This is a genomic window from Lysinibacillus phoenicis, assembly GCF_047238325.1.
Lineage (GTDB): Bacteria > Bacillota > Bacilli > Bacillales_A > Planococcaceae > Lysinibacillus > Lysinibacillus irui.
In genome coordinates this window covers 443197-466058 of the sequence record NZ_JBDFMP010000002.1, presented here as the reverse complement: position 1 = coordinate 466058, position 22862 = coordinate 443197, and the positions used below count along the sequence as shown (strand labels likewise).

At 34.9% G+C, this 22862-nt stretch carries 25 protein-coding genes; 21 read left to right on the top strand and 4 right to left on the bottom strand.

Annotated elements, in window-relative coordinates:
• The first annotated feature begins 17 nt into the window (after positions 1 to 17).
• The 3 genes from ABC382_RS03535 (at position 18) to ABC382_RS03525 (ending at position 3266) form a co-directional block, all read left to right on the top strand.
• Positions 18 to 941 carry a LysR family transcriptional regulator gene (locus ABC382_RS03535; protein WP_412926564.1) on the top strand — a complete coding sequence of 308 codons (924 nt, stop codon included), beginning with the start codon at positions 18 to 20 and terminating at the stop codon, positions 939 to 941.
• Positions 942 to 1131: 190 nt separating this feature from the next.
• The gene (gene scpC / locus ABC382_RS03530; protein ID WP_341386258.1) at positions 1132 to 2652 is read left to right on the top strand and encodes a succinyl-CoA:acetate CoA-transferase ScpC; all 1521 of its coding nucleotides are present in this window, start codon (positions 1132 to 1134) and stop codon (positions 2650 to 2652) included.
• A 104-nt stretch (positions 2653 to 2756) separates the two neighbouring features.
• The gene (locus ABC382_RS03525) at positions 2757 to 3266 is read left to right on the top strand and encodes a YfiT family bacillithiol transferase (RefSeq protein WP_407134600.1); all 510 of its coding nucleotides are present in this window, start codon (positions 2757 to 2759) and stop codon (positions 3264 to 3266) included.
• A gap of 32 nt (positions 3267 to 3298) precedes the next feature.
• On the opposite strand, the gene ABC382_RS03520 is transcribed toward ABC382_RS03525, so the two are convergent.
• A complete protein-coding gene (locus ABC382_RS03520) occupies positions 3299 to 4255 on the bottom strand; it encodes an arsenic resistance protein (RefSeq protein WP_274793135.1) in 957 nt (318 codons plus the stop codon).
• 328 nt (positions 4256 to 4583) lie between these two features.
• On the opposite strand from ABC382_RS03520, the gene ABC382_RS03515 reads away from it, so the two are divergent.
• From ABC382_RS03515 to ABC382_RS03500, 4 genes are all read left to right on the top strand, one after another.
• Positions 4584 to 5324 carry a glycosyltransferase gene (locus tag ABC382_RS03515; protein ID WP_407134603.1) on the top strand — a complete coding sequence of 247 codons (741 nt, stop codon included), beginning with the start codon at positions 4584 to 4586 and terminating at the stop codon, positions 5322 to 5324.
• Positions 5325 to 5512: 188 nt separating this feature from the next.
• The gene (locus tag ABC382_RS03510) at positions 5513 to 6475 is read left to right on the top strand and encodes a serine hydrolase domain-containing protein (protein WP_412926562.1); all 963 of its coding nucleotides are present in this window, start codon (positions 5513 to 5515) and stop codon (positions 6473 to 6475) included.
• A 257-nt stretch (positions 6476 to 6732) separates the two neighbouring features.
• Positions 6733 to 8244 carry an MFS transporter gene (locus ABC382_RS03505; protein WP_312506657.1) on the top strand — a complete coding sequence of 504 codons (1512 nt, stop codon included), beginning with the start codon at positions 6733 to 6735 and terminating at the stop codon, positions 8242 to 8244.
• A 157-nt stretch (positions 8245 to 8401) separates the two neighbouring features.
• The gene (locus ABC382_RS03500) at positions 8402 to 8899 is read left to right on the top strand and encodes a DinB family protein (protein ID WP_312506719.1); all 498 of its coding nucleotides are present in this window, start codon (positions 8402 to 8404) and stop codon (positions 8897 to 8899) included.
• Positions 8900 to 9064: 165 nt separating this feature from the next.
• Here the strand turns inward: ABC382_RS03500 and ABC382_RS03495 are convergent, their stop codons facing one another.
• Positions 9065 to 9832 (bottom strand): sulfite exporter TauE/SafE family protein, encoded by a 768-nt coding sequence (locus tag ABC382_RS03495; protein ID WP_322610826.1) that lies wholly within the window; start codon positions 9830 to 9832, stop codon positions 9065 to 9067.
• Between the two features lie 105 nt (positions 9833 to 9937).
• On the opposite strand from ABC382_RS03495, the gene ABC382_RS03490 reads away from it, so the two are divergent.
• Positions 9938 to 10822 (top strand): LysR family transcriptional regulator, encoded by an 885-nt coding sequence (locus ABC382_RS03490; protein WP_412926561.1) that lies wholly within the window; start codon positions 9938 to 9940, stop codon positions 10820 to 10822.
• Positions 10823 to 10974: 152 nt separating this feature from the next.
• On the opposite strand, the gene ABC382_RS03485 is transcribed toward ABC382_RS03490, so the two are convergent.
• A complete protein-coding gene (locus ABC382_RS03485) occupies positions 10975 to 11481 on the bottom strand; it encodes a helix-turn-helix domain-containing protein (RefSeq protein ID WP_341386263.1) in 507 nt (168 codons plus the stop codon).
• A gap of 167 nt (positions 11482 to 11648) precedes the next feature.
• Between ABC382_RS03485 and ABC382_RS03480 the strand changes: the two genes are divergently transcribed.
• From ABC382_RS03480 to ABC382_RS03450, 7 genes are all read left to right on the top strand, one after another.
• Positions 11649 to 12989: an MFS transporter gene (locus tag ABC382_RS03480; protein ID WP_274793141.1), complete on the top strand. Its 1341-nt coding sequence runs from the start codon at positions 11649 to 11651 to the stop codon at positions 12987 to 12989.
• Between the two features lie 30 nt (positions 12990 to 13019).
• Positions 13020 to 14003, top strand: a complete 984-nt coding sequence (locus ABC382_RS03475; RefSeq protein WP_322611024.1) for an ornithine cyclodeaminase family protein — start codon at positions 13020 to 13022, stop codon at positions 14001 to 14003.
• An 87-nt stretch (positions 14004 to 14090) separates the two neighbouring features.
• Positions 14091 to 14582, top strand: coding sequence for a DinB family protein (locus ABC382_RS03470; protein ID WP_322610823.1), 492 nt, complete (start codon positions 14091 to 14093; stop codon positions 14580 to 14582).
• A 157-nt stretch (positions 14583 to 14739) separates the two neighbouring features.
• Entirely contained in the window at positions 14740 to 15213 is a 474-nt protein-coding gene (locus tag ABC382_RS03465) for a DUF3291 domain-containing protein (protein ID WP_322610822.1), read from the top strand.
• A gap of 124 nt (positions 15214 to 15337) precedes the next feature.
• Entirely contained in the window at positions 15338 to 15628 is a 291-nt protein-coding gene (locus ABC382_RS03460; protein WP_322610821.1) for a hypothetical protein, read from the top strand.
• Between the two features lie 4 nt (positions 15629 to 15632).
• A complete protein-coding gene (locus ABC382_RS03455; protein ID WP_322610820.1) occupies positions 15633 to 16151 on the top strand; it encodes a hypothetical protein in 519 nt (172 codons plus the stop codon).
• A 128-nt stretch (positions 16152 to 16279) separates the two neighbouring features.
• Positions 16280 to 17035, top strand: coding sequence for a class I SAM-dependent methyltransferase (locus tag ABC382_RS03450; RefSeq protein WP_322610819.1), 756 nt, complete (start codon positions 16280 to 16282; stop codon positions 17033 to 17035).
• Positions 17036 to 17105: 70 nt separating this feature from the next.
• On the opposite strand, the gene ABC382_RS03445 is transcribed toward ABC382_RS03450, so the two are convergent.
• The gene (locus tag ABC382_RS03445; protein ID WP_197278953.1) at positions 17106 to 17255 is read right to left on the bottom strand and encodes a hypothetical protein; all 150 of its coding nucleotides are present in this window, start codon (positions 17253 to 17255) and stop codon (positions 17106 to 17108) included.
• Positions 17256 to 17394: 139 nt separating this feature from the next.
• On the opposite strand from ABC382_RS03445, the gene ABC382_RS03440 reads away from it, so the two are divergent.
• The 6 genes from ABC382_RS03440 to ABC382_RS03415 all read left to right on the top strand — a co-directional run bounded on the left by ABC382_RS03440 (position 17395) and on the right by ABC382_RS03415 (position 22849).
• Entirely contained in the window at positions 17395 to 18024 is a 630-nt protein-coding gene (locus ABC382_RS03440) for a DUF3885 domain-containing protein (protein WP_322610818.1), read from the top strand.
• Positions 18025 to 18188: 164 nt separating this feature from the next.
• Positions 18189 to 18704 carry a hypothetical protein gene (locus tag ABC382_RS03435; protein ID WP_322610817.1) on the top strand — a complete coding sequence of 172 codons (516 nt, stop codon included), beginning with the start codon at positions 18189 to 18191 and terminating at the stop codon, positions 18702 to 18704.
• A gap of 427 nt (positions 18705 to 19131) precedes the next feature.
• A complete protein-coding gene (locus ABC382_RS03430; protein ID WP_274793152.1) occupies positions 19132 to 19632 on the top strand; it encodes a sigma-70 family RNA polymerase sigma factor in 501 nt (166 codons plus the stop codon).
• Positions 19629 to 20885, top strand: a complete 1257-nt coding sequence (locus ABC382_RS03425; protein WP_322605152.1) for a DUF4179 domain-containing protein — start codon at positions 19629 to 19631, stop codon at positions 20883 to 20885. Before ABC382_RS03430 ends, ABC382_RS03425 begins: the two co-directional genes overlap by 4 nt.
• Before the next feature lie 268 nt (positions 20886 to 21153).
• Positions 21154 to 21696 carry an RNA polymerase sigma factor gene (locus ABC382_RS03420; RefSeq protein ID WP_312506667.1) on the top strand — a complete coding sequence of 181 codons (543 nt, stop codon included), beginning with the start codon at positions 21154 to 21156 and terminating at the stop codon, positions 21694 to 21696.
• Positions 21686 to 22849, top strand: a complete 1164-nt coding sequence (locus ABC382_RS03415; protein ID WP_322610816.1) for a zf-HC2 domain-containing protein — start codon at positions 21686 to 21688, stop codon at positions 22847 to 22849. The genes ABC382_RS03420 and ABC382_RS03415 overlap by 11 nt, the downstream gene beginning before the upstream one ends.
• Positions 22850 to 22862 lie beyond the last annotated feature (13 nt).

Below are 22862 nucleotides of genomic sequence, written 5' to 3'. Positions count from 1 at the left end.
GAAAGGATTGAAGCAATTTGGAATTACGGCATTTAGAATATTTTTTAATGCTTAGTAAAGAGCTCCATTTTACCAAAGCTGCTGAAAAACTAGGAATTTCTCAACCTACTTTAAGCCATCAAATTAAAATGCTGGAAAAGGAAATAGGGTATTCTTTATTTAACCGGGTTGGGAAGAAGGTTGAACTAACGAAGGTTGGAGAAATCGTTCAACAAGAAGCCCTGAATATTCAAGGCTCTATCTTAAGTATCTCTTCACAAATTACGGCATTATCAAATGTGGAGATTGGAGAATTGAAAATTGCTGTGTTGCCAGGGGAAATAACGGACTTGGTCTCAACTTTATGTATTCAATTTAATCAGCTGTACCCAAATATAAAAGTCATTATTGAAACGACAGATCAAGTAGAAAAAGCCGTTTTACAAAATCAGGCTGACTTTGGTATTGATTTTCATCTAACTCCCAATGACTTGTTACAAGCGACGAAACTATACGATGAAGATTTTTACCTCATTAGTAATCAAAGAAATAAAGAGCAAAACGTATCATTTTCTTCAGTTTTAGATTATCCTCTCATCTTATTTCCAAGTATGCATCAATGTAGAAAATTACTTAATAAGGCCAGCAATGAGGTTGGCAAACCATTAGAGCCAATCGTTGAAACATCAAGTATTCGATCGATCTTAAATTTAGTTCGTCATGGTGTTGGTCGCAGTATAGTCTCTCGAACTTTATACGATTTTTATGAAACGGAGGATTTATTTTTCCAACATATCGAAAAACCATCTTTATCTAGAGCCGTTTACCTCATCATGAAAAAGGACTGTTTTATTAATTATGCAGCACGTGAATATATTAAGCTACTTGTACGTGAAATCGAAAAGCTCCATTTTCACACAGAGAAAGATGCGATAAATTCTTTGAACAGCTATGTATTATAGTTTTTTTCTATCATTATCATAGAAATCATGAGATAGACTAAAGGCTGAGTTCTTTTTACAATATAGACAAGAAGCTCATATATTTGAATATATTGTAAGGTGAGTTTTGATTGGCAATAATGTTATGCATTTTTTATCCCAAATTTACAAAGGAAAAAAGTACTACAAATCTATTATGAGGTGATTGTTAATGCGAAAAGATTTAAGCCAATTTATTAGAAGTACAGCATTTTTGGACAAGGTTGTTTCAGCTGAAGAGGCTGCTTCATGGATTGAAGATGGAATGAACCTTGGAATGAGTGGATTTACTCTATTCGGTGAGCCAAAGGAATTTCCACTTGCACTTTCTAAGCGAGGAAAAAATGAAAACTTTAAAGTTAACTTATATACAGGTGCTTCACTAGGGCCAACTGCAGACCAATCAATGGCCGAGGCAGGTATCATTAACCTGCGTGTTCCTTACCAAGGAAACTCTGTAATGCGTGGTAAAGTTAATAAAGGTGAATTATATTACATTGACCAGCATTTATCACATACTGCGGAAGAAGTTAGAAAAGGAACATTAGGCAAAATTGATTATGCCATTATTGAAGCTGCTGGCATCACTGAAGATGGTTATATCATTCCAACTGGCTCAGTAGGAAATTCACCGATTTTTGTAGAAAAAGCTGAAAACGTTATCATTGAAATTAATACTACTGCGCCTCGAGCATACGAAGGTCTTCATGATATTTTTGTTCAAAAAGAGCAAGGTGAACGTAGAGAAATTCCTATTTATACAGTATCAGATCGGATTGGAGAAATTGGCATCAAGGTCGATCCAGATAAAGTAAAAGGCATTGTTTTATCAGAACAGCCTGATATTCCATCACCGTTATTTGAACCAAATGAAGAAACACAGCAAATTGCCAATCATCTACTAGACTTCTTAGCTAATGAAGTAGCTGCAGGGAAATTGCCAGAATCGTTAGCTCCGTTACAATCTGGCGTAGGTTCAGTTGCGAATGCCGTTTTAAATGGCATGAAAAATTCTCAATTTAAAGATATTGAAGTGTTCTCTGAAGTACTGCAAGATGGTGTCTTTGATTTAATTGATGCTGGTATTGTTAAATTTGCAGCTGGTACAGCCTTCTCGCTTTCGAAGAAACGTGTTGATTCATTAGCAGAGGATTTAGAAAAATATAAAGATAAAATTATGTTTAGGCCACAAGAAATTTCCAACAATCCAGAAGTTATTCGACGTTTAGGCGTGATTTCTTTTAACACTGCCATTGAAGTAGATATTTACGGTAACGTCAATTCAACACACATTAACGGCACTAAAATTATGAATGGTATTGGTGGGTCAGGGGACTTTGCTCGAAACGCTAGAATTACCATCTTTGTAACGTCTTCACTAGCCAAAGACGGGGCGATTTCGACGATTGTACCTTTCGTATCGCATATTGACCATACAGAGCATGATGTAGATGTTATTGTGACAGAGCAAGGCTATGCTGATCTGCGTGGGCTTCCACCAGTGAAGAGGGCAGAAAAGTTAATCGAAATTGCCCATCCGAAATATCGACCACAATTACGTGCTTACTTTGAAGAAGCAAAAGAGAAAGTGGGGGGACAAACACCACACATTCTTGAAAAAGCTTTCTCATTCCATACACATTTAAAAGAAAATGGCACAATGCTATTTGAAGAGAATAAAGTAACGAATTAATGTGCGGACAAACACCTTAATGTGGTGAAATATATTTTCAAAGTTACCGTTATTATCAGTAGAAGATTTAATCAAGATAATAATAGGGAAAAGGGGGATGAAAAATGGATGTAAGATACCCAATTGGCAAACTACAGGTTCCTGAAAAAGTAACATTAGAAAATATAGAAGAATGGCTAAAGGAAATCGCAACTTACACGACTCGTTTAAGAGAAACAGTAGGCTCTTTAAATGAAGAGGAGTTAAGTAAAACTTATCGTGATGGTAGCTGGACAGTTCGTCAACTTGTTCATCACATTGCAGATTCTCAATTGAATATGTATCAACGTTTGAAGCTAGCTTTAACAGATGAGAATCCAACAGTTCCAGCTTTTGATGAAGAAAAGTGGGCCATTCTACCAGATACCAAGCTTCCTGTAGAAACTTCTATTAAGATGTTAGAAGGAATAAATGAGCGAATCCTATTTCTAGGAAGTACTTTATCTGAGGATCAATTAGATCGAAGATTTATGCACCAAAAAAACGGTAAAATAACAGTTGCCACTAAAGTGGCAAAATTAGCTTGGCATGAAGAGCATCACCTTGCCCATATACAAATCGCATTAGAAAAATAATAGAAGTGGCTTATCGAGATTCGGTAAGCCACTTATTTAATGAGAACCGGAACAACACGAATATAAATGATTTCTCCTATTATTTCTACCATAGTTTGCGTGACAATGATCGCTGCTACAAGAGTATTTATATTTTCTGGTAAAGCTAGTGCCAGTGGGAGGACAACCAGTGAGTTACGAGTTGAACCACTAAAAACTAATGCTCTACCTGATTTACTATCAAGTTTAAACGTTTTTCCAATGAATTTTGAAAGAATCGGCATAATCACCATAAATAGGATATATATTGGGATGACCTTTATGATCCACTCCAAGGAAGCCGATAATTTTCCAATTTGTGATGCGACAACAACAAAAAGAGTTAACGCCATAAAAGGGACGGGCAGCCAGGCGGATAGATGAATTAATTGATCCCCAACTTGCGATTTTTTAGCAAAAAGTTGGAGCGATATCGCAATGACTAAAGGTAGTACAATTAGCACTAAAAATGCCTCTAGGAAAGGTGACGCTTCAACAATTCTGGATGCTTCCTTTCCAAGAAATAACCACAAATATAAAGGTAATAAAAGCATTTGAGTGAAGAAGAGAATAGGTGTTGAGATCAGCATAGCTTTTTCATTCCCACGTCCAAGAGCTGTAAAGACAATCACATAATCAATACAAGGTGTAAGCAACACTAAATAAACCCCAAGCAATAAAGGTGGATGTTCGGGTAATAGCATTGTTAGTAGCCAAACAACGATAGGGACAGCAACATAGTTGACCGTTAGAAGTGCCCCAACAAAACGACGATTAGCAAATGATTCCTTCAACGCTGTAAATGGGATTTGAGAAAACATACTAAACATTAAAATAGCAATAACAAATGAAATGGTAACGTCAAGTTGTTCACCCACAAAAGGTGCTAATAATCCTACGCCAGCTGCGATTAACAACACAATTACATACAGGAAAACTTGATTGTTTTCTAATTTTTCTCTTGAAATCATGATAACTCCTATTTCAATCCCTACTTTTAACAAAGTAGAAAGAGCATTCTTTAGATTCAATTCTAATGTACCATATCATGTTTGTTCTAACTAGCTGAAAAAGGGTCGTTAACATCGGAATTGCTCCTAAAGGATACTCAATTTGAGTGTATGTGATAACGTATGGGGGAATATTCATATATTTATGGCGACTATGTCGTTCCAGCATCGGATTAAATTGAAACAATACAATACTTCCAGCTTTTCTCGAATAATGACCTATCATTAAAAATTAATTAAGAGCATCTAAAACAGCTAGAAAAGGTTTTATGAAGGGGGATTAGAATATATGAATGTTATGGAAAAAGAGGATTTAAAAATTTCTATTATCATACCTGCCCATAATGAAGAAAAGTATATTGGAAAATGTTTAGAATCTGTTTCAAGAGCCTCTAAATTATATAAAAATCAAGTTGAAATCATTGTTGTGTTAAATCGATGTACAGACCGAACGGAAGAAATTGCAAAATCGTATGATTGTATCATTGTAAAGAATAATGATAAAAACCTTTCGAAAATTAGAAACGCAGGTGTTGAAATAGCTAGCGGTGAAATAATCGTAACAATTGATGCAGATACCCAGATGAATGAACATGTGTTGTCTAAGGCACAGGAGAACTTAATTTCAGGGAAATACATTGGCGGCGGGGTTACAGGGAAATTTGAAAGAATGTCTTTAGGAATTTTTGTTTCCACTTTGTTATTAATTGGACCACTATTGTTTAAATATGGAGCCATTTCTGTGGGAATCTTTTGGTGCTATAAAAAGGATTTTCAATCAATCAACGGATTTAATGAAAATATGCTAATGGCAGAAGATGCAGATTTCGCTAAACGATTAAAAGTGTGGGGAAAAAAGAACGGGAAGAAATATGGGACAATTCAAAACGGGATGCTCACTTCTACAAGAAAGTTTGATAAACATGGAGACTGGGTTTTACTGAAACGGCCGAAAATGATCCTAGCCTATCTTAAAGGAACAGACCAGAAATATGCGGATGAAGCCTATTATGAAAATCAAGATAGATAAAAATAAAAGCGGTAATGACTTCATTAAGAAAAGAATTCATTTTGTCTTTCCAAAATTAAATCGAATAAAGAAAAGCATTGAAAAACATTTTATAGTAAATTATTCTAATTACATCAATATTGATCAATCATTTTGAAAGGAATGAATTGATATCTTTGACGTCAATGTATCAATACCAAAAGATAAAAATGAATAATAATCCTATTTCTAACTTTGAGGCTACCATAAAAAAGGAATATGCCAATATAGCAGGTATTGCGATTAGAAAAGATGGTCATCTGATTTATGAGACATATTTTGATGGATACACTAAAGATGATGTATTGCATATAGCCTCTGTAACAAAAAGTATTATATCTATTCTTATTGGAGTGGCGATAGACAAAGGATATATTAACAATGTAGAGCAAAAGGTTTTAGAATTTTTTCCAGATTATACAGTAAAGCGTGGCGAAAAAACAATTCAAAAAGTCACGATAAAAGACTTGCTGACTATGACTGCACCGTATAAATACAAGTCAGAGCCCTATACAAAAGTTTACTCAAGTGATGACTGGGTAAAAGCTACATTAGATTTACTTGGAGGCAGAGGACATATTGGGGAGTTTAAATACTCAACCGTTGGCGCACATATTTTATCGGGTGTTCTTACAAATGCTACTGGTCAATCTGTCAAGGACTTCGCTATAGAGAGCTTATTTAAACCTCTCGACATTACAGCTCCTCAACATACGTTTTTACGAAATAAAGAAGAACATTTCGCTTTTCTTAAAGATCAATATGTAACGGGTTGGGTAGTGGATCCTTCAGGTGTAAACACTGCTGGTTGGGGGCTTACTTTAACGCCACGCGATATGGCGAAAATAGGTCAGTTGTATTTAAATAGTGGTGTATGGGGCAACTCGCAAATCCTTTCTTCCAAATGGATAGAGGACAGCACAAAGGAAAAAAGTCGATTCGGAGAGTTGTCATATGGATACATGTGGTGGATAGTTGATGATGATTGCTATGCAGCACTTGGTGACGGAGGAAATGTCATTTTCAACAACCCCAATAAAAAAATGGTCGTTACGATTGCGTCTCGCTTTATACCACGTGCCAAAGATCGAATTGAATTGATTAGAAAGCATATTTTGCCATTGTTTGGTTAGAGTCAAGGGATGGCGAAGGATATAAGAAAAATAAGATATAGAGATCCATTTTTTATTAGCCATCTGAATTTGATCAGATGGCTTTATTTATTTCCCTATTGGTCGCAATAATTCTTAAAACTTGAATCATTGAAGAGACTCAAGTTGATCATTGACTAAGCTTAACTTCCGGTAATTATTGAAAAGACAGATAAATAATAAATTATATTTTGGTTAGTTTAAGATTAGATCAATTAATCAACAAGGAGGGTTTTCGATTGGCTTCTAACAAAAATGATAATAGCCCAAAATTACAAAGAAAATCGAAACCAAAGTTGAAAAAAGAAGAAATTACCGTTGTTGACTCAAAATCTGCACGTAAAGCTGTTGTCGCGACGGCTGTTGGTAATGGAATGGAATGGTTTGATTTTGGGATATACTCTTATCTTGCAGCTACAATTGGACAAGTATTTTTCCCTGAAGTAAGTGGCCCTATGCAATTAGTTTATTCTTTTGCGACATTTGCTGTTGCCTTTATTGCTCGACCTATTGGTGGCATTTTCTTTGGTATGCTTGGGGACCGCCTAGGCCGTAAAAAAGTTTTAGCTATAACCTTAATCATGATGGCTCTAGCCACATTAAGTATTGGCTTGATCCCTAGCTATGCGTCTATTGGCTCTACTGCCACGATTATTTTACTCATTGCTCGCTTAATTCAAGGATTTTCGTCTGGTGGAGAATATTCAGGTGCTATGACGTTTATTGCTGAGTCTACTCCAGATAAGAAAAGAGGATTTATGTCAAGTGGTCTTGAGGTCGGCACCTTAGTTGGCTATATCGCAGGCGCAAGTCTTGTTACGTTACTTACGTTTATGTTAGGGGAGGAAACGATGCTAGCATGGGGTTGGCGAATTCCGTTTCTTTTATCTGCCCCTATTGGTTTAATCGGCTTTTATTTACGGAATAATTTAGAAGAAACGCCTGTTTTTGAAGCAATGCAGGAAAAAAAATCTGACGATGAAGATCATATATCTGTTAAGCACATTTTACAGTTCCACTGGAGAGCAATCCTTATAGGTATGTTTGTTGTATTCTTTTATATCGTTGTAAACTATACGATTTTATCTTATATGCCTTCACACTTAACCGTTGTACTTGGTTATGGAGAAGCAGAAGGACTTTTATTAATTGTTATTGCCATGATTATTATGATTCCGATTGTTTTGTTAATGGGGTATTTTAGTGACCGGATTGGAGCAAAAAAGATCATTCAAGGCGGTTTAATTGGTTTGATTATTTTAAGTATCCCTTCGTTTAACTTAATTGGTAGTAATAACACATTACTTGTCTTTCTAGGATTAATGATTCTTGCGGTATTTTCCTCCTCTTTCCAAGGAACCATGCCTGCATTATTGCCCTCACTATTTTTTACCAAAGTTCGGAATGGGGCATTAGCCATTACATTTAATATTTCTGCCTCCTTATTTGGAGGTACGACACCTTTACTTGTATCATGGTTAATTAGTAAAACACAGAATGAAATGGTACCAGCCTACTATCTAATATTTGCATCTGTTATCGGTATTATTGTTGTAACCATCTTCGTAAAAGAAACTTCAGGAAAAGCTCTTCGAGGTTCACCGCCAGCAGTTGCAGAGAAAGCTGAAATCAAAGAGATTTTAGAAGAACCTGAGGAAGCATTATGGTGGCATGACGAGAGGAAAGAGATTGAAGAACGTATTGAAGATCGTTTGGACATAAAAATAAATGAAGAAGAAAAAAATAATTGACTTTAAAGATAAAAACCATCATAACCAACATTCTAAAAGATTCCGTGTAGTGTTAAAGCATGGAATCTTTTTATTTTATATATCCTCCAAGTAAAATGCGCAATTGCCTCTTGAATGGAATTTATAGTATGCTTAACCAAAAAGGAGGAGATACATGATGGTTAGACAATTGATCATTGGTGACGCTATGTATGAACTAGCTACAACGCGTCGAATTTTAGAGCGTTTGCCCGATGAGCATATGGCATGGAGGCCTCATGATAAATCGATGACGCTCGGCGGACTGGCCACCCACTTAATCAACCTGCTGAACTGGCAAGTGGCAATTTTTCAGCACACCGAGTTTGATCTCTCAACGGTGCCGCTTCGTCGAGAGGCATTAGAAAGTCGCTCTGACATTCTAGATGAGTTTGATGCAAACGTCGGCAAAATAGACAAGCTACTAGCTGATAGTGACGAGAAAACGCTCGGTGAAGAATGGACTCTACGCCATGGCGAGCAAATCATCCGCCGTGAACCACGAGCGCTTGCCTTCCGTACCTTCGGCTTAAGCCATATGATCCATCACCGTGCGCAGCTGGGGGTATACTTACGACTTCTCAATATTCCAGTGCCAGGTATGTACGGCCCTTCTGCAGATGAGGAAGCTCAATAATCTAAAAACCTAAAGTGTGAGGACGTATATAAGGTAACTTGGACAAGTATCACGAGTAAACAAAAAATGTTCTAAAAATAAAGCTGTTTTAACTATCTTATTTTCTAGATCAGGTGCTCATTATAAGTGAGCATCTGTTTTTATACTGAATTGCTTACATGTTAGTTATTTTATTAAATCCGTTACAATCTGAACAATTAGCAAAAAAAAGATAATTGGTAATATAAGGTGAACCCACTTTATTTTAATATAAGGAATAATCTTTAAACCTAAGAAAGAGCCAACAATTGAGCCCATTGAAACAGGAATCGCTATGCCCCAATTAACAATGCCAGTAAAGTAATAAAAGAGAAAGGCACCTGTACAGCTTGAAAACGAGATAATTCTTGTTAATTCAACTGCTTTTACATAGTTATATTGTTTTTTCAAGAAATAGGTTATATTCATAAGAGCTGAGCCTGGTCCAAAACCACCGTCATAGATTGAAATCGCAAACGGAATGAGTTTATTAGTCACTTGTTCCTGTGTTTCTTTAATTTCTTTAACAATGAATGTACTACTGCGAATAACAATAATAAATCCCAAAATTAAGCTTATACAAGCTATCACATTCATAATTTGCTCCGATAATAGAACGGCTAAAAACGCACCAAACACTCCTCCTAAACTCGAAAAAAATAATAAAGACCTGTATTGTTTTAAAGATACCTGTCCTTTTATGACAAACGTAACGACATTGGATAGAGCTGAAATTCCTGTCGCAAATTTATTAACAGCAATCGTGGTATGAATTGGAATGCCAATAAGTAACATCGAAGGCATTAAAATAAAGCCAGCAGCACCAAAAAGAACGCCAATTATTGCCGCAAGTAACCCAATTGTAAATAAAATAAAACCCTTTGCTGATACCCATTCTTGTAATAAAATTTCCACTTATATCACCTCTATCCTTAAATTACTGTTAAACTATATATAAAACAAATATATAATAATTGTTTATTCATAAATTTTATTTATGAATAAGGAAGGGTGATTAAAATGAATTTGCATGCATTAAGAATATTTACGAATGTGGCAAAGCTTGGTGGAATTACTGCAGCAGCGAATAGTATGCTACTTAGTCAACCTGCTGTTACGATTCAAATTCGGAAATTAGAGAATGAAATTGGAACAAAATTAATTGAAGGCAAAGGACGGGGGATTCAGTTAACTCCAGAGGGGAGGTTTTTATACGAACAGGGAATGCGTTTATTTTATTTAGAAGGACAAATCGATGAAAAACTCGCTAAATTTTTAGCAAAGGAAGACAAAATACATATAGCTTCTTCTTACATTCCAACTAATTATATACTGCCGCCTTTTATAGCACAGTATAAGCTTGCGAATCCTCACATTGAATGTATTGTATCGTTAGGTAATGTAAAATCTGTTGAGGAACAGGTTCTGAATTATGAGGTAGATATTGGTTTTGTCGTTCAAAGCAATATTGGTCATAATGATCTTCAATTTGAAAAGATTTTAGATATCCCGTTCTGGTTTATTGTCCACCCATCACATTCTTTAGCAAATCAAACCGTTGCCATTTCCGAACTATCGATCGAAGACTTTATTTATCGGGAGCGTGGTAGCTCGACATTAGATTTACTGGAGTCAGTATTTTACAAGTTTAATGCGCCATTACCTAAGTTTGGACTTCAAATGCAGGGCTTGCATGAATCGATTAAAGTTGTGGAAGCAGGATACGGTATGACTTTAGCACCCTCCTATAGTGTGATAGACAATATAACAAATGGAAAACTGGCTCGAGTATTTGTTGAGCAGATAAATATCCAACAAAGTTTATTTATCTGTACACGCAAATCAGAAATAGCAGAGCATCCATTTATTAAATATTTAAAAGCTCATTTAGACAGGTTAAAGTAATCAACAATATAGAACTAGCATTTAGGGCATGCTAACTTCTCGATTATTGATTACTTCAGTTTAACAGTTCATAGGTGAGAGGAACTAGCTATTATTAATGGTTTAGAGCCATGCTACACATTACATGTAGCATGGCTCTTTATAAGTCATTTTTATTGTGAAGAAACAAGTAGGAACTTGACAGGTTTCTCTTGATAGTTGTACCAGTAATGCGTTTTTCTAGCATCAAACATTTTAGACTCGTTTTCTTGCAAAACAAATTTTTGCTCCTCAATAATAATGGTCAGTTCTCCTTCTACAACATAGATAAATTCATAACCGTCATGGGAAAGAGCGTTTCCTTCATTTTCTCCAGCCTTTAATGTCACAAGCATGGGGAGATAGGAAGCATCTATATTCCCATCTGATAAGTCTAAATAATGGAATTGGGAACGTATTTCATGTAATTCTTCATTGTTAGTAGGGAAAAAAATACTTGGATTTACACCTAAAGCATCTGCAATTTTCTTCAATGAGTCTAATGTTACATTAGATTTTCCTCTTTCCACCTGTGATAAGAAGCTAATAGAAACTCCTGTTTGAGTGGCAAGCATTTTTAATGTATATTGTCTTTCTTTGCGTATTCTTTTCAATGTCTCTCCTAGAAAATCTGATGTCATCATATCAAACCCCTTTATTGATTATACTATTTTATTCTATATACGTTTTAATAGAAAGCATAATAAAAAAGTAATTTCTATTATTGACAGAGAATTCGGGTAATTGTAAAGTAATAACAAGAATAAATTGAAGTACCACTTCAATTTCAAACAAAGGGGGAAAATAGATGGATGGAAAACAAATGAGAAAGATTTGGATTGCTAGTTTGGTAGGGAGTTCCATTGAATGGTTCGATTATTTTTTGTATGGCACAGTTGCGGCACTCGTTTTTAATCAAGTTTTTTTTGTTAATGATGATCCTACAGTTGGTTTGTTACTTGCTTACGCATCCTTTGCTTTATCGTTCTTTATTAGACCGTTTGGTGGAGTTATTTTCAGTCATATTGGAGATAAGATTGGCCGTAAAAAAACACTCGTATTAACGCTGAGTTTGATGGGGATTGCTACCTTTGGGATGGGATTACTTCCTACATATCAAGCTATTGGCATTTGGGCTCCCATATTATTGATTACTTTACGATTAGTACAAGGATTAGGTATTGGTGGAGAATGGGGAGGAGCTCTTTTACTTGCTGTCGAATATGCTCCAAAGGAAAAGAGAGGATTATATGGAGCTATACCACAAATGGGTGTAACGATTGGTATGGTGTTAGGAACTGTTGCATTGTCTATAATGACTTTACTTCCTGAAGGATCCTTTATGTCATGGGGATGGCGTATACCATTTTTAATAAGTGCATTTTTAGTTTTATTTGGTTTATGGATTCGTAAAGGGATTGATGAGACACCATCATTTAAAAAGGTGCAAGAATCAGGTGACATTCCTAAACTACCTATTATAGAAACATTGAAAAACTATTGGCGTGAAGTCTTAATTGCAATTGGAGCGAAGGTTGTTGAAACAGCACCTTTCTATATTTTTGGAACATTTGTTGTATCCTATGCAACATCAAATTTAGGTTTCTCAAGAACTGTCACTCTAAATGCCGTCATGATTGCCACAATCATTACGACCATTTTAATTCCTATAATGGGAAGCTTGTCTGATAAATATGGACGCAAGAAGTTATACATTATTGGAACGGTTGGCATGATACTCTTTGCATTCCCTTATTTTTGGATGTTACAGCAACAATCCGCGATATTACTTGTAGTAGCCACAATCATCGGTCTAGGCATTATTTGGTCGCCAATTACGGCCGTGCTAGGGACAATGTTTTCAGAAATTTTCGACGCAAAAATTCGTTACACAGGGATTACACTTGGTTACCAAATTGGTGCAGCTGTAGCAGGGGGAACGGCTCCTTTAGTAGCAACAGCTCTATTAGTTCAATTTGATAATTCCTATATACCAATTGCTTTATATATTATTTTTACAGCAATCGTATCACTAATTGCCATTTGGGCTGTTAAAGATCGTAGTCAAGAGAATTTAGACAACGACATTCAAAAAGAATCGAAATTAAGTGATACGAAAAAAATCCCAGTTGGGACTATGAAGTCGTGATGACAGACGATTTAATGGAGGATATGGATGATGTTGATACTAAACGAAGAACAGATTATGAAGAGCTACAATATGAAAAATGCGATAGAGGATGTTAGGAAAGTATTAAAAGCAAAAGAAGAAAATAAAATTGCCGACGTGCATCGAACTGTCATAGATTTTCCAGATCATGATGCATCGGCACTCTATATGCCAAGTGCAGACTTAGTGAGTGAAGTTGCCGCTGTAAAAGTAGTGACCATTTTTCCTAAAAATTCTCCAAAGGGGACGCCCACAACGCAAGGAGTTTTATTACTTACAGATGCAGAGAATGGTTCCCATGTGGCTATGATGAATGCCTCTTATCTAACTCGACTAAGAACTGGAGCTTTAAGTGGGATTGCTACAGATTATTTATCAAAAAAGGATGCGACAATTCTAACAGTAATTGGAACAGGTGGGATGGCTTTTGAGCAAGTATTAGGCGTACTAGCTGTAAGATCTATCACTAAAATTCTACTTGTTAATAAAACAACCTCTAAAGCACATCGTTTTGGTGAGAAATTAAAAGAATATGGAGTGAAAATCCCTTTTGAGGTCATAGATGAAGTATCAGTGGCAGTCAAGCAAGCAGATATTATTTGCTGTGCTACAAGATCAACAAGTGCCGTTTTAGATGGAGAATATTTAAAGCCAGGAACTCATATTAATGGTATAGGATCCTATTTACCAACTATGCGTGAAATAGATGAGACCACTATTTTGAAAGCAAATAAAATTGTAGTAGATGATCATAATGGCGTAAAAAATGAAGCTGGTGAATTTATTCATGCAGCAGAAAAAGGTATTTGGTCTTTCGACAAGATATATTGTGACCTTGGTAAACTTGTCACAGAGACTAAGAATGGTAGAGAGAACGAAGAGGAGATTACCATTTTTAAATCGGTAGGTGCAGCTTACTATGATTTAGCAGTCGCGAAAGGCGTATATCAAAAAGCAAAGGAACTAGGAATTGGCATAGAAATTGATATGTAATACTAATGACAATATGAACATTAGCAGAAGAAATAAAAGGGCTGTTTTATTTACAAAGGAGACAGGATCAAATAGGAGGAATTGAAAATGGTTGCCAAAACATTGCTGTTACGACAATGGACAAGCTGTTTAGATGAAGAAGACTGGTTTCCACCACTTGAAAAAGTGCTAGAGGATATTACTTTAGAACAGGCCATTTGGAAGCCTGCTGAAGGGGCAACGAATTCCATTTGGGAAATAGTTTGTCATCTACTTTTCTATAAAAAGAGATTTCTCGCGAGGATTCTTGGTGATAAAGCAAATGAACCACAGGCAGAAAATAATGACGCTACCTTTCAATTACCAACTGTGACGTGGCAAAATTGGGAGGAAACCAAACAGGAATATTTGTATTTCCATCGGGAACTAGAAAAAATACTGGCAAAACCAGAATATGAAGCATTGTACAGAGAAATCCCTGAAGATCAATCATTAGTAATTGAACTAAAGAGTTTAGTAATGCACGACGCCTATCATATTGGGCAAATTGTATTTTTAAGTAAAATGCAAGGAGTTTGGCCAGAGAAGCGTAGCTTTTAAAAAATCTTATATAAAAAATGGGAACATCCAAATCGGTTGTTCCCATTTTTTATAGTTGAAACAGCAATAATATGAGACTTATGAGTTAGTAAAAAAAGGGATTTACAGACCTTTACTTGAATATATCTATAGAAAGACGATAGATGGAGGGCTATTTATGGCATTCGTTGCGATCTATACTATTGGAAGGCTAAATCATCCTTATGACCACCCTTGCTCTCGAGAATTTTTTCAAGTAGGCAATGAAGTATACCGACAGGCAACAAAATCAGGCCTGATAGAGTCATTTTCACCTGAAGGAGTCGCTATCCCTGAAGAAACCGTGGAGGGAAAAGGTTCTCCCATACTTACGCTAACCGTATGGAGAAATCCTCAATCCTTATATCACTTCACCTATTCAGGACAGCATAAACAAGCGTTACAAGACAAAAGTAAATGGATCGAGCCTTATCCAGAAAAACACCTTTCCTATGTAGTTTGGTGGACAGAAAAGGTGGATGATGTCTCTTGGATTGAGGCATTTAAGAGATACAACTATTACATCCAGCATGGTTCTACTGCGTTTGCCTTTGATTTTAAGCAACCCTTTGATGAAAAGGGAGATAGGTTCTCTTTAATGGAGGAATTTTAGGCTGGGTAAACATTTTAAAAACCTGTTTTTAATCATTCTTTGGCTAAGCATGATTTCGGATGTATTAATTTTCTAAATACGTTCATAATGGAAGGACGATATATAGTGAAAAGAGGACAGATGATTGAAAAAAATAATACTTTTTACCTTACTGTCACTTCCATTCGTTAACTTTTGTTTGATATCTGTGTACGCGAATGAAAACGAGAACAATGACCTAATTAAAATTGTTCAGGCATTTAAGCCTTTAAACTCTGTACTAATAAGTCCCGAAAAACCTTTCTCTACTTACCCAATCCAACTTTATGATTTTAATAAAGATGGGCAAAAAGAGATCATTTTTACTTTTGAAATAAAAGCAATTGAACAACAAGGACAACGGAATTTGGAGAAAAGTATGGGAAACCAAAGTTAAGGGAGTGGCTTTAAATTTTTCGGGATTGGTAGATATTACTGGTGATGGAACAAAAGAATATTTATTTGGTGTTACAAATGGTGCGGCCATAGGAAGTGAACTCGGAATTTTCAAATGGGCTGGAGAATCATTTGAGAAGATTACTAATATTCCTTATCATAAAATGGACATCATACATGTAGATCAAAAGGTTGGTATAGCAATTTGGCAAATGTATATAGGAGATAGTTATTTAGTGAATGTCCTAAATTGGAATGGTGAAAAGCTAGTTAATGATGAAGCTTTATTCAACCATTATTACCCGAAAATTGAAACGTTTTATCAAAATAAAATCACAAAAATGGACGCCTGGTTTTACTGGTATTGTCTTGCAGATGCCCAAATTAAAGCAAATAAATTAGAAGATGCCTCTACATCTATTCAAAAGGGGATATCACTTGCTAAAAAACTATCCATGTCAGAAGCAGTTCAAGATTTTATTAATTTAACTGAATGCTTAAAAGCAAAAGAAAATAAACAATAGCAACTTCTCAATCAAATCCTTGCTACATGCAAGAAGTGTAGGAGTGGAGGCTTTATTATCAATAAGTGGTATTTGGAATTAACTATTTTTCTCCTATTCCAAAATATCGACAGGAAGAAGGTAGTACGATGAAAACAACAGAAAATTTTACAGATAAGGCTGATATATATGCGAAATATCGCCCTAGTTACCCAAAAGAATATATAGATTATTTGATTGCAGTAAATGAACTAAATGAGGATCGAATTGTTGCCGATATTGGCTCAGGTACAGGTATATTTAGCAGTCTACTACTTGAAAGAGGTCTACATGTTATTGGAGTTGAGCCGAATGATGATATGAGAATGAAGGCAGAGCAATCATTAAAAAAATATCCTCGTTTCAAATCCATAAAAGCAACTGCTGAACATACTACTTTAACAGGAAATAGTGTGGATTTAGTAACTGTTGCGCAGGCTTTTCATTGGTTTGATAAAAAAGCATTTAAAATAGAATGTCAACGAATAGGAAAACAAAAGTCAAAAGTTGCTCTTGTGTGGAATAGCAGGGATTTAACTAATCCAATTATTAAAGAGAATGCCGCAATTTGCCAAAAGACTTGTTCAAATTTCAACGGATTTAGTGGTGGAATGGAAGAAACACCAGAGGTATTTACTAGCTTTTTTAAGGATGGACAATATGAGTTTAAAAAATATGAAAATGAATTGCTTTTTGATTATGAAGGTTTCTTAGGAAGGAATTTATCAGCGTCCTATGCTCCGAAAAAAAACGACGGGGAATATCAAACTTTTGTTTTTCTTCTAACAGAGTTATTTGAAAAATACAGTAAGAATGGTAAAATTGTTCTCCCAAACATTACACGAAGCTATCTAGGCAATGTCTAGACATCAAAAGAGTTGATCCAAAAGGAAACCCCCAATACTCATTTTAAGTGAATATTGGGGGAAAGTATCACTAACGTTTATTTTCATTTTGAATGCGGCTAAAGTCTACTTCCTCAGCGAACTCTTCTCTGTTCGCACGCTCTCTGTTAGCATTTTGATTTTGATTCTGCTGTTTTTTGTTATCTTGAGTCTTATTATTTTTATGTTTGTTATTACCCATTATCATCTCACCTCCACTATTAGTGTGAGTGGAAGATGATTTTTTATCCGCAAAACTTACAATTTAAATTATAGCTGAAGAATACTTTCCGCTATTTCCATCTAACTTGTAAAATTAAAGAAATAGGTGAGGACCAACTATGCTATTAAATGATTATATGAATGAACATTTTCCTCAATTAATACTTAGACCACCTTTGTTTTATAACGGGGAAATCGGCATACGGTTCGATCTAGGATCAGACAACTATTATGAAGAAAATAATTATATGCAGGAGGTTTATCAAAGGGCCATCACGCTGTTTGAATCACTTCATTTCCAAGATGAGGAAATTTTCATTGTCGTAGATGTGAATGATTTTGGAGATAGCAAAACCTATAAGCACAAAGCGAGGATTTATTCTCCATATATCCGTAGTCGATCACTCATATATACATTGAAGCATACAGAAATGCCTTATATTTTCCCTGAAGATAATGAGGAGGGAAAATGCAAAACAAATAGGTTTACTCTACAATGTAAAGTATCTGATGTGAAGTACATTCCTTTGTTAAAAGCACTATGTAATCAGGATTTAGGAATCCAACCAAATATTATTCATATGATTTATTTTATTAATATCAAAAGGAAAACCATCTTTCACATTTACGATGATCGAGGATGTGATTTGCTTGCTACGTCGTCTGAATCAATACGTGACATTTATTTTACATACAATGATTGGATATTGGATTACGACAGAGACGAAATAGATAAAGTGTTTAAATAATTCCTTATTGAAATATTCAAAGCAACACATAAAATTGGCGTAATATCTCTTTAGAGGCAAAAAATGTATACCGATAATGTAATAAGGATATAAGATGTAGGAAGTTGCAGAAAGATGATGTTATTAATAAAGTGAAATTTACAATATATTTTTTGAGGTGAAAAATGGACTCTTTCGAATTAAACAAATCCAAATACATTGTCGCTGATATCAAAGACATTTTATATCATAAGCTTAATTTTGTTAAACCGTTATCTCACGATGAGATCAAACAATTAAACCTCGTTAATCCACCTGTATATGATAGTGAGAAATATTTCTTAAAGGAACAATGGTTATATCGTATGGATATTGGAGAATGGGAAGATGTGGAGATTATTATTCAAGGGAGCAATGAAAACCCTGATAGGGCTTTAATCGAACTAGCAGAAAAGATTTTCGAGGAACTCCATCTACATATAAGCCGTTCATTAAACTATCTACAGAAATTTTTTCCTACTCAAGAAATGAAGCATTACTATCTATCCACAATAAGTTTTGGAAAGATGGTGAATGTTGACGATTATCTATTTACAGGGTTTAGTTTAGCTTTTATTTATGATGGTCCTTTTGAGTTTCAGTATAAAGTGAAATGTAAAGAGGATGGATGGCCTATTGGTTTTGAAGGTGGGCCACTCTAATCATCAAAAACCATTTAACTTATTATTTTAATGATTTATAAGTTGTATTAAAAAGAGAAGTTATACTTAAAGAAAAGAGTTGCCTAGGCAGCTCTTTTTAATCTTTTATTAGGTATGTATGTTATTTACTTTAATGTCCTTTGATAGTCTCATATATACCAAAATTAGTAGCATTATGTTTCAAACTATTTTCTCTATTATTATTAGGACAACTATTATCGATACTTAGAAAACCCTTCACTGATTGGCCGAACATATCCATGAAAGACAGGATTATTAGAAATAAGTTCATTCCTGGGTCAATTCCGAACCAAGTAATCTGTGAAAATATCAGTTGCCACACAATGAAGTTCTCTAAAAAATAAATTCAAAATTTTTGAACGAATTGAAGAATTGCTCAGTCTAATGAAGGAAGGAGGCGAGAAGGATGAAATTTGAAATAGAACAACGTGCTATACAAGGTGATCATGAAGCGATACTTACGCTTATTGAAATGGATGAAGATATTTTATATCGCATGGCCATTACATATATGAAAAATGAGCAAGATGCTTTAGATGTGATGCAGGAGCTTGTATATAAGGCACTGAAAAAAATGCATACCGTTAAGCAGCACGAATATGCCAGAACATGGCTTGTTCGAGTCTTAATTAATTGTTGTAAAGACCATTTACGAAAACGCCAACCCACTGTTCCTATTGAGGAATACCATCTTTCTGAATGGGTCATCTATTCAGATATGGAGAGATTATTAGAACATCTATCTTTGTCGGAGCAGCAACTCGTCTATATGAAATATTTCCAGCAACTAAAAAATAAAGAAATTGCGGAGCTAAATCAAATACCTGAGGGTACTGTAAAGTCGAAGCTTCATCACATCTTAAAAAAGCTTAGACACTTTGCTAGAGAAAAGGAGGACTGGCTGTGAGTAAACCATTAATTGACGTTCCTAAGGAGAAGCTTCAACAAGTTCGAATAGACATGTTTCGTAAAGTTCAACGAGAAAAAAGAATAAAGAATCGCATTGTTTCGGTTACATTTATCTCCATGCTTTGCCTAAGCCTTATCTTTTCAATTCGCATTTCTCCAACGATTGCCAGCCAAGTTGCAAAAATACCTGGCTTTCAGGCAATTGTTTCAGCGATTGCAATAGATAAAGGAATAAGAGATATAGTGGATCATGAATATTTTGAAGAAATCAATGTGACGCAATCTAGAAAAGGTCTATCACTTACATTACAGGGCGTGATTGCCGATAAATCAGGATTGGTACTATTTTATGACGCCGATGCCTCGTTTGATATGTCAAAATTAAACTTAGAGAAAGTTCAATTGTTTCAAGGGAATGAGGAGATTGAATGCGGCTGTACGTTTATTAGAAATGCAAGCAACCAAACATATATTTCGTCATCAGTGGAATATAATTTTTTAGAGCCTATTGCCTATACTTCAAAGGATTTTAAAGCAGTGTTTTACTTTAGTGATGAAGAGAAGGGAAACATTAAAATTACTTTACCATTTTCGCTGAAAAACGAGGTCGCAGAGGAGAAAATTTTTACTGCGAATCGTACGATAGATGTCAATGGACAGAAATTTACGATTACACAAATTCGCCGTTCTCCTTTAAAAGTGGCACTCGATATTGAGCTTGCCAAAGATAATACAATGCAAATATTAGCGCTGGATGATGTTGCCGTCATGACAGAAAGCGGTGAGCGCAGAGATAGTATTATAAATGGCATTTCAAAAGGCGGAAATATTCGCGATGGCAAATTTACGCTCTATTTGCAAAGTAACTATTTCGATGATCCTGCATCACTGAAGGTTATGATTGGAGCGGTTCATGCAGTGCCAAAGGGTGAGGATTTTGTTGAAGTTGATTTTAGCACAAAAGAAATACTCACAAAGCCTACGTATTTTAATGAAGACCTTTCCGCAGCGCAGCAAAGTGTATCAGTTAAGATTAATAAGGATAATAAAGGCAAATTTTTAATGTTCTCTGATGCCATAAAAGAAGATGGTACGCCGTTAGAAATTAAAGGTGTGACAATTTCAAGAGACGAACAGTACGTAATGGAGACGACCCAATTTGAAGACTATACTGGGAAGGCAAAAATATATTTAAACTATTACACCAATCCTATCGGGAACAATATTGAAGTAAACATTCCATTACAATAAAGTGCGGCTATTTAATAAGAAGAACATTTTAAACTTATGTCTTACTATAATCAGAGAAGTTTTTTCTGACCAATTACTCTCAATTATAATAATTTGTCTAAAGGTTCTTGTCCAAAAATAAAGACAAGAATCCTTTAGACATTTTTTATTTCTTCTTTTGTTTTGTTTATAGAATAATCAATAGCTAAACTCAAAATCTGCAAAAATAAAGGGAAATTTTGAGAGGAAATGAAAATTTTTTCGTTATAGTAGTAGGGAGGTGATACAAATGGAGATGGATGAAGTCATTACACGAGTTAAAAATGGTGAAAGTCATCATTTTGCACATATTGTAAAACATTATGAGCAGAAAATTTTTACTACAGTCATCAGAATAGTAAAAAATCGTGCTGCAGCTGAAGATATCGTTCAAGATATTTTTATAAAAGTTTTTTATAGCCTACATAAATATAAAAAAATAGGCTCCTTTAATGCCTGGCTATACCGAATTGTAGTCAATAATTGTTTCGATTATTTACGGATTCAAAAGATACAAACGATGCAAATCGACAGTAATGTAATGGATAATCGTTATCCGGAAAAAGTATTGTTGCTACACGAAAGAAATGAGCAGTTAGAAAAGCTTTTACAACAATTGGATGAAACAGAGTACATGGTATTGTTACTGAAATATGTAAATGAGCTAAGCTATGATGAAATAAGTGAAGTGCTTCAGATTTCTTTAAATGATGTTCGTAACAAGCTACACAGAAGTAAGAGAAAACTTAGGTCCATCACAATGACAAAAGGAGGTTATTTTTATGAAATGTGAACCAATTTTGTTAGAAGATTATGTAGAAGGTTTTTTAGATGAGGATGAACAAAAGAAAATAGAAGATCATTTACAATTCTGTAAAAATTGTCAATGTGAATATGAGCAACTATTAAATGAGCAAAACATCTTATTTGCACAGCTTAATATACCTAAAATAACAAGTAGCAAAGAGGATGCTATTATGCACCATATTTACACTGATACAAAGCGGAAAAAATCCTGGTATACTTTAAAAATTTCTGTAATCAGTGTTGCCGTTATTATACTTAGTTTTATGTTTTATTATTGGCATCGTCCACCGATTGAAGTCACACAACAAGTGGATGAGCCAACACAATTAGTAGAAACGAATAGTAGTGAGCAAGAAGAACATTTAGATAGTAAGCAAGTCTTAAATTACAATGAGCCATTCCTAGATGTTTCTATTGATAAAGTTGTCGAGAATGGGGAAAACATCGATATTCATTATCGAGTTAAATTTAAAGAACAGTATCAGAGAGATCAAGATAATGTATATAAGCAACTTTTAAATAAATATCAAGATATAGAAGTGGCCAACTCACATAAAGTGGATGAAGCACAAGACGACTTTTTCGGAAGTGTAAAATCAAATGTTCGATTTTCCATACGAGATAAAGAAGGGCAATTAATTATCACTACTAAACGAATAGATGGAGAACAACCAATGATTTCAAACTTTTCAGCTAGTGGTGGCGGCACAGCTATATTGGGTGAAATGATTTATACGACATCTGTCCCGAAGTATACTAACCCTGCTACGTTTGAAGTACTTCAAATGGAAGCATTTGTGTTCGATTTATTTGAGACAGAAGTAGATACTGCACATATACAGCCATTTCAATTTAATAATGCTACTTACACCATTGATTCATTAGAAATCAAACAACGTACACTTTATATAGCGATCTCTACAGAGGGAGAGCCTGAGATGCTGGCATCTGATTGGCATCTGGCGATTGATAATCGTTTAATTGGTTATAATTCTGCCTCTTCAGATTACATTAACAATCGTACGGTTTATAAATTACAGTTTGAGAATTTCGAACAAATCCCAGCTAATTTAAAGCTAGTGCCATCAACTGTAATAATCAAAAAACAAATTGATCCAATCGTATTTGATTTACACTAAAAAAGCTCACATA

Coding starts and splice junctions, on each gene's coding strand:
- ABC382_RS03520 (WP_274793135.1), bottom strand. CDS start 4,255: ATGATTTCAAGAGAAAAATTAGAAAACAATCAAGTTTTCCTGTATGTA.
- ABC382_RS03450 (WP_322610819.1), top strand. CDS start 16,280: ATGAAAACAACAGAAAATTTTACAGATAAGGCTGATATATATGCGAAA.
- ABC382_RS03420 (WP_312506667.1), top strand. CDS start 21,154: ATGGAGATGGATGAAGTCATTACACGAGTTAAAAATGGTGAAAGTCAT.
- ABC382_RS03515 (WP_407134603.1), top strand. CDS start 4,584: ATGAATGTTATGGAAAAAGAGGATTTAAAAATTTCTATTATCATACCT.
- ABC382_RS03440 (WP_322610818.1), top strand. CDS start 17,395: ATGCTATTAAATGATTATATGAATGAACATTTTCCTCAATTAATACTT.
- ABC382_RS03500 (WP_312506719.1), top strand. CDS start 8,402: ATGGTTAGACAATTGATCATTGGTGACGCTATGTATGAACTAGCTACA.
- ABC382_RS03480 (WP_274793141.1), top strand. CDS start 11,649: ATGGATGGAAAACAAATGAGAAAGATTTGGATTGCTAGTTTGGTAGGG.
- ABC382_RS03445 (WP_197278953.1), bottom strand. CDS start 17,255: ATGGGTAATAACAAACATAAAAATAATAAGACTCAAGATAACAAAAAA.
- ABC382_RS03510 (WP_412926562.1), top strand. CDS start 5,513: ATGAATAATAATCCTATTTCTAACTTTGAGGCTACCATAAAAAAGGAA.
- ABC382_RS03470 (WP_322610823.1), top strand. CDS start 14,091: ATGGTTGCCAAAACATTGCTGTTACGACAATGGACAAGCTGTTTAGAT.
- ABC382_RS03415 (WP_322610816.1), top strand. CDS start 21,686: ATGAAATGTGAACCAATTTTGTTAGAAGATTATGTAGAAGGTTTTTTA.
- ABC382_RS03465 (WP_322610822.1), top strand. CDS start 14,740: ATGGCATTCGTTGCGATCTATACTATTGGAAGGCTAAATCATCCTTAT.
- ABC382_RS03430 (WP_274793152.1), top strand. CDS start 19,132: ATGAAATTTGAAATAGAACAACGTGCTATACAAGGTGATCATGAAGCG.
- ABC382_RS03490 (WP_412926561.1), top strand. CDS start 9,938: ATGAATTTGCATGCATTAAGAATATTTACGAATGTGGCAAAGCTTGGT.
- ABC382_RS03435 (WP_322610817.1), top strand. CDS start 18,189: ATGGACTCTTTCGAATTAAACAAATCCAAATACATTGTCGCTGATATC.
- ABC382_RS03485 (WP_341386263.1), bottom strand. CDS start 11,481: ATGACATCAGATTTTCTAGGAGAGACATTGAAAAGAATACGCAAAGAA.
- scpC (WP_341386258.1), top strand. CDS start 1,132: ATGCGAAAAGATTTAAGCCAATTTATTAGAAGTACAGCATTTTTGGAC.
- ABC382_RS03475 (WP_322611024.1), top strand. CDS start 13,020: ATGTTGATACTAAACGAAGAACAGATTATGAAGAGCTACAATATGAAA.
- ABC382_RS03525 (WP_407134600.1), top strand. CDS start 2,757: ATGGATGTAAGATACCCAATTGGCAAACTACAGGTTCCTGAAAAAGTA.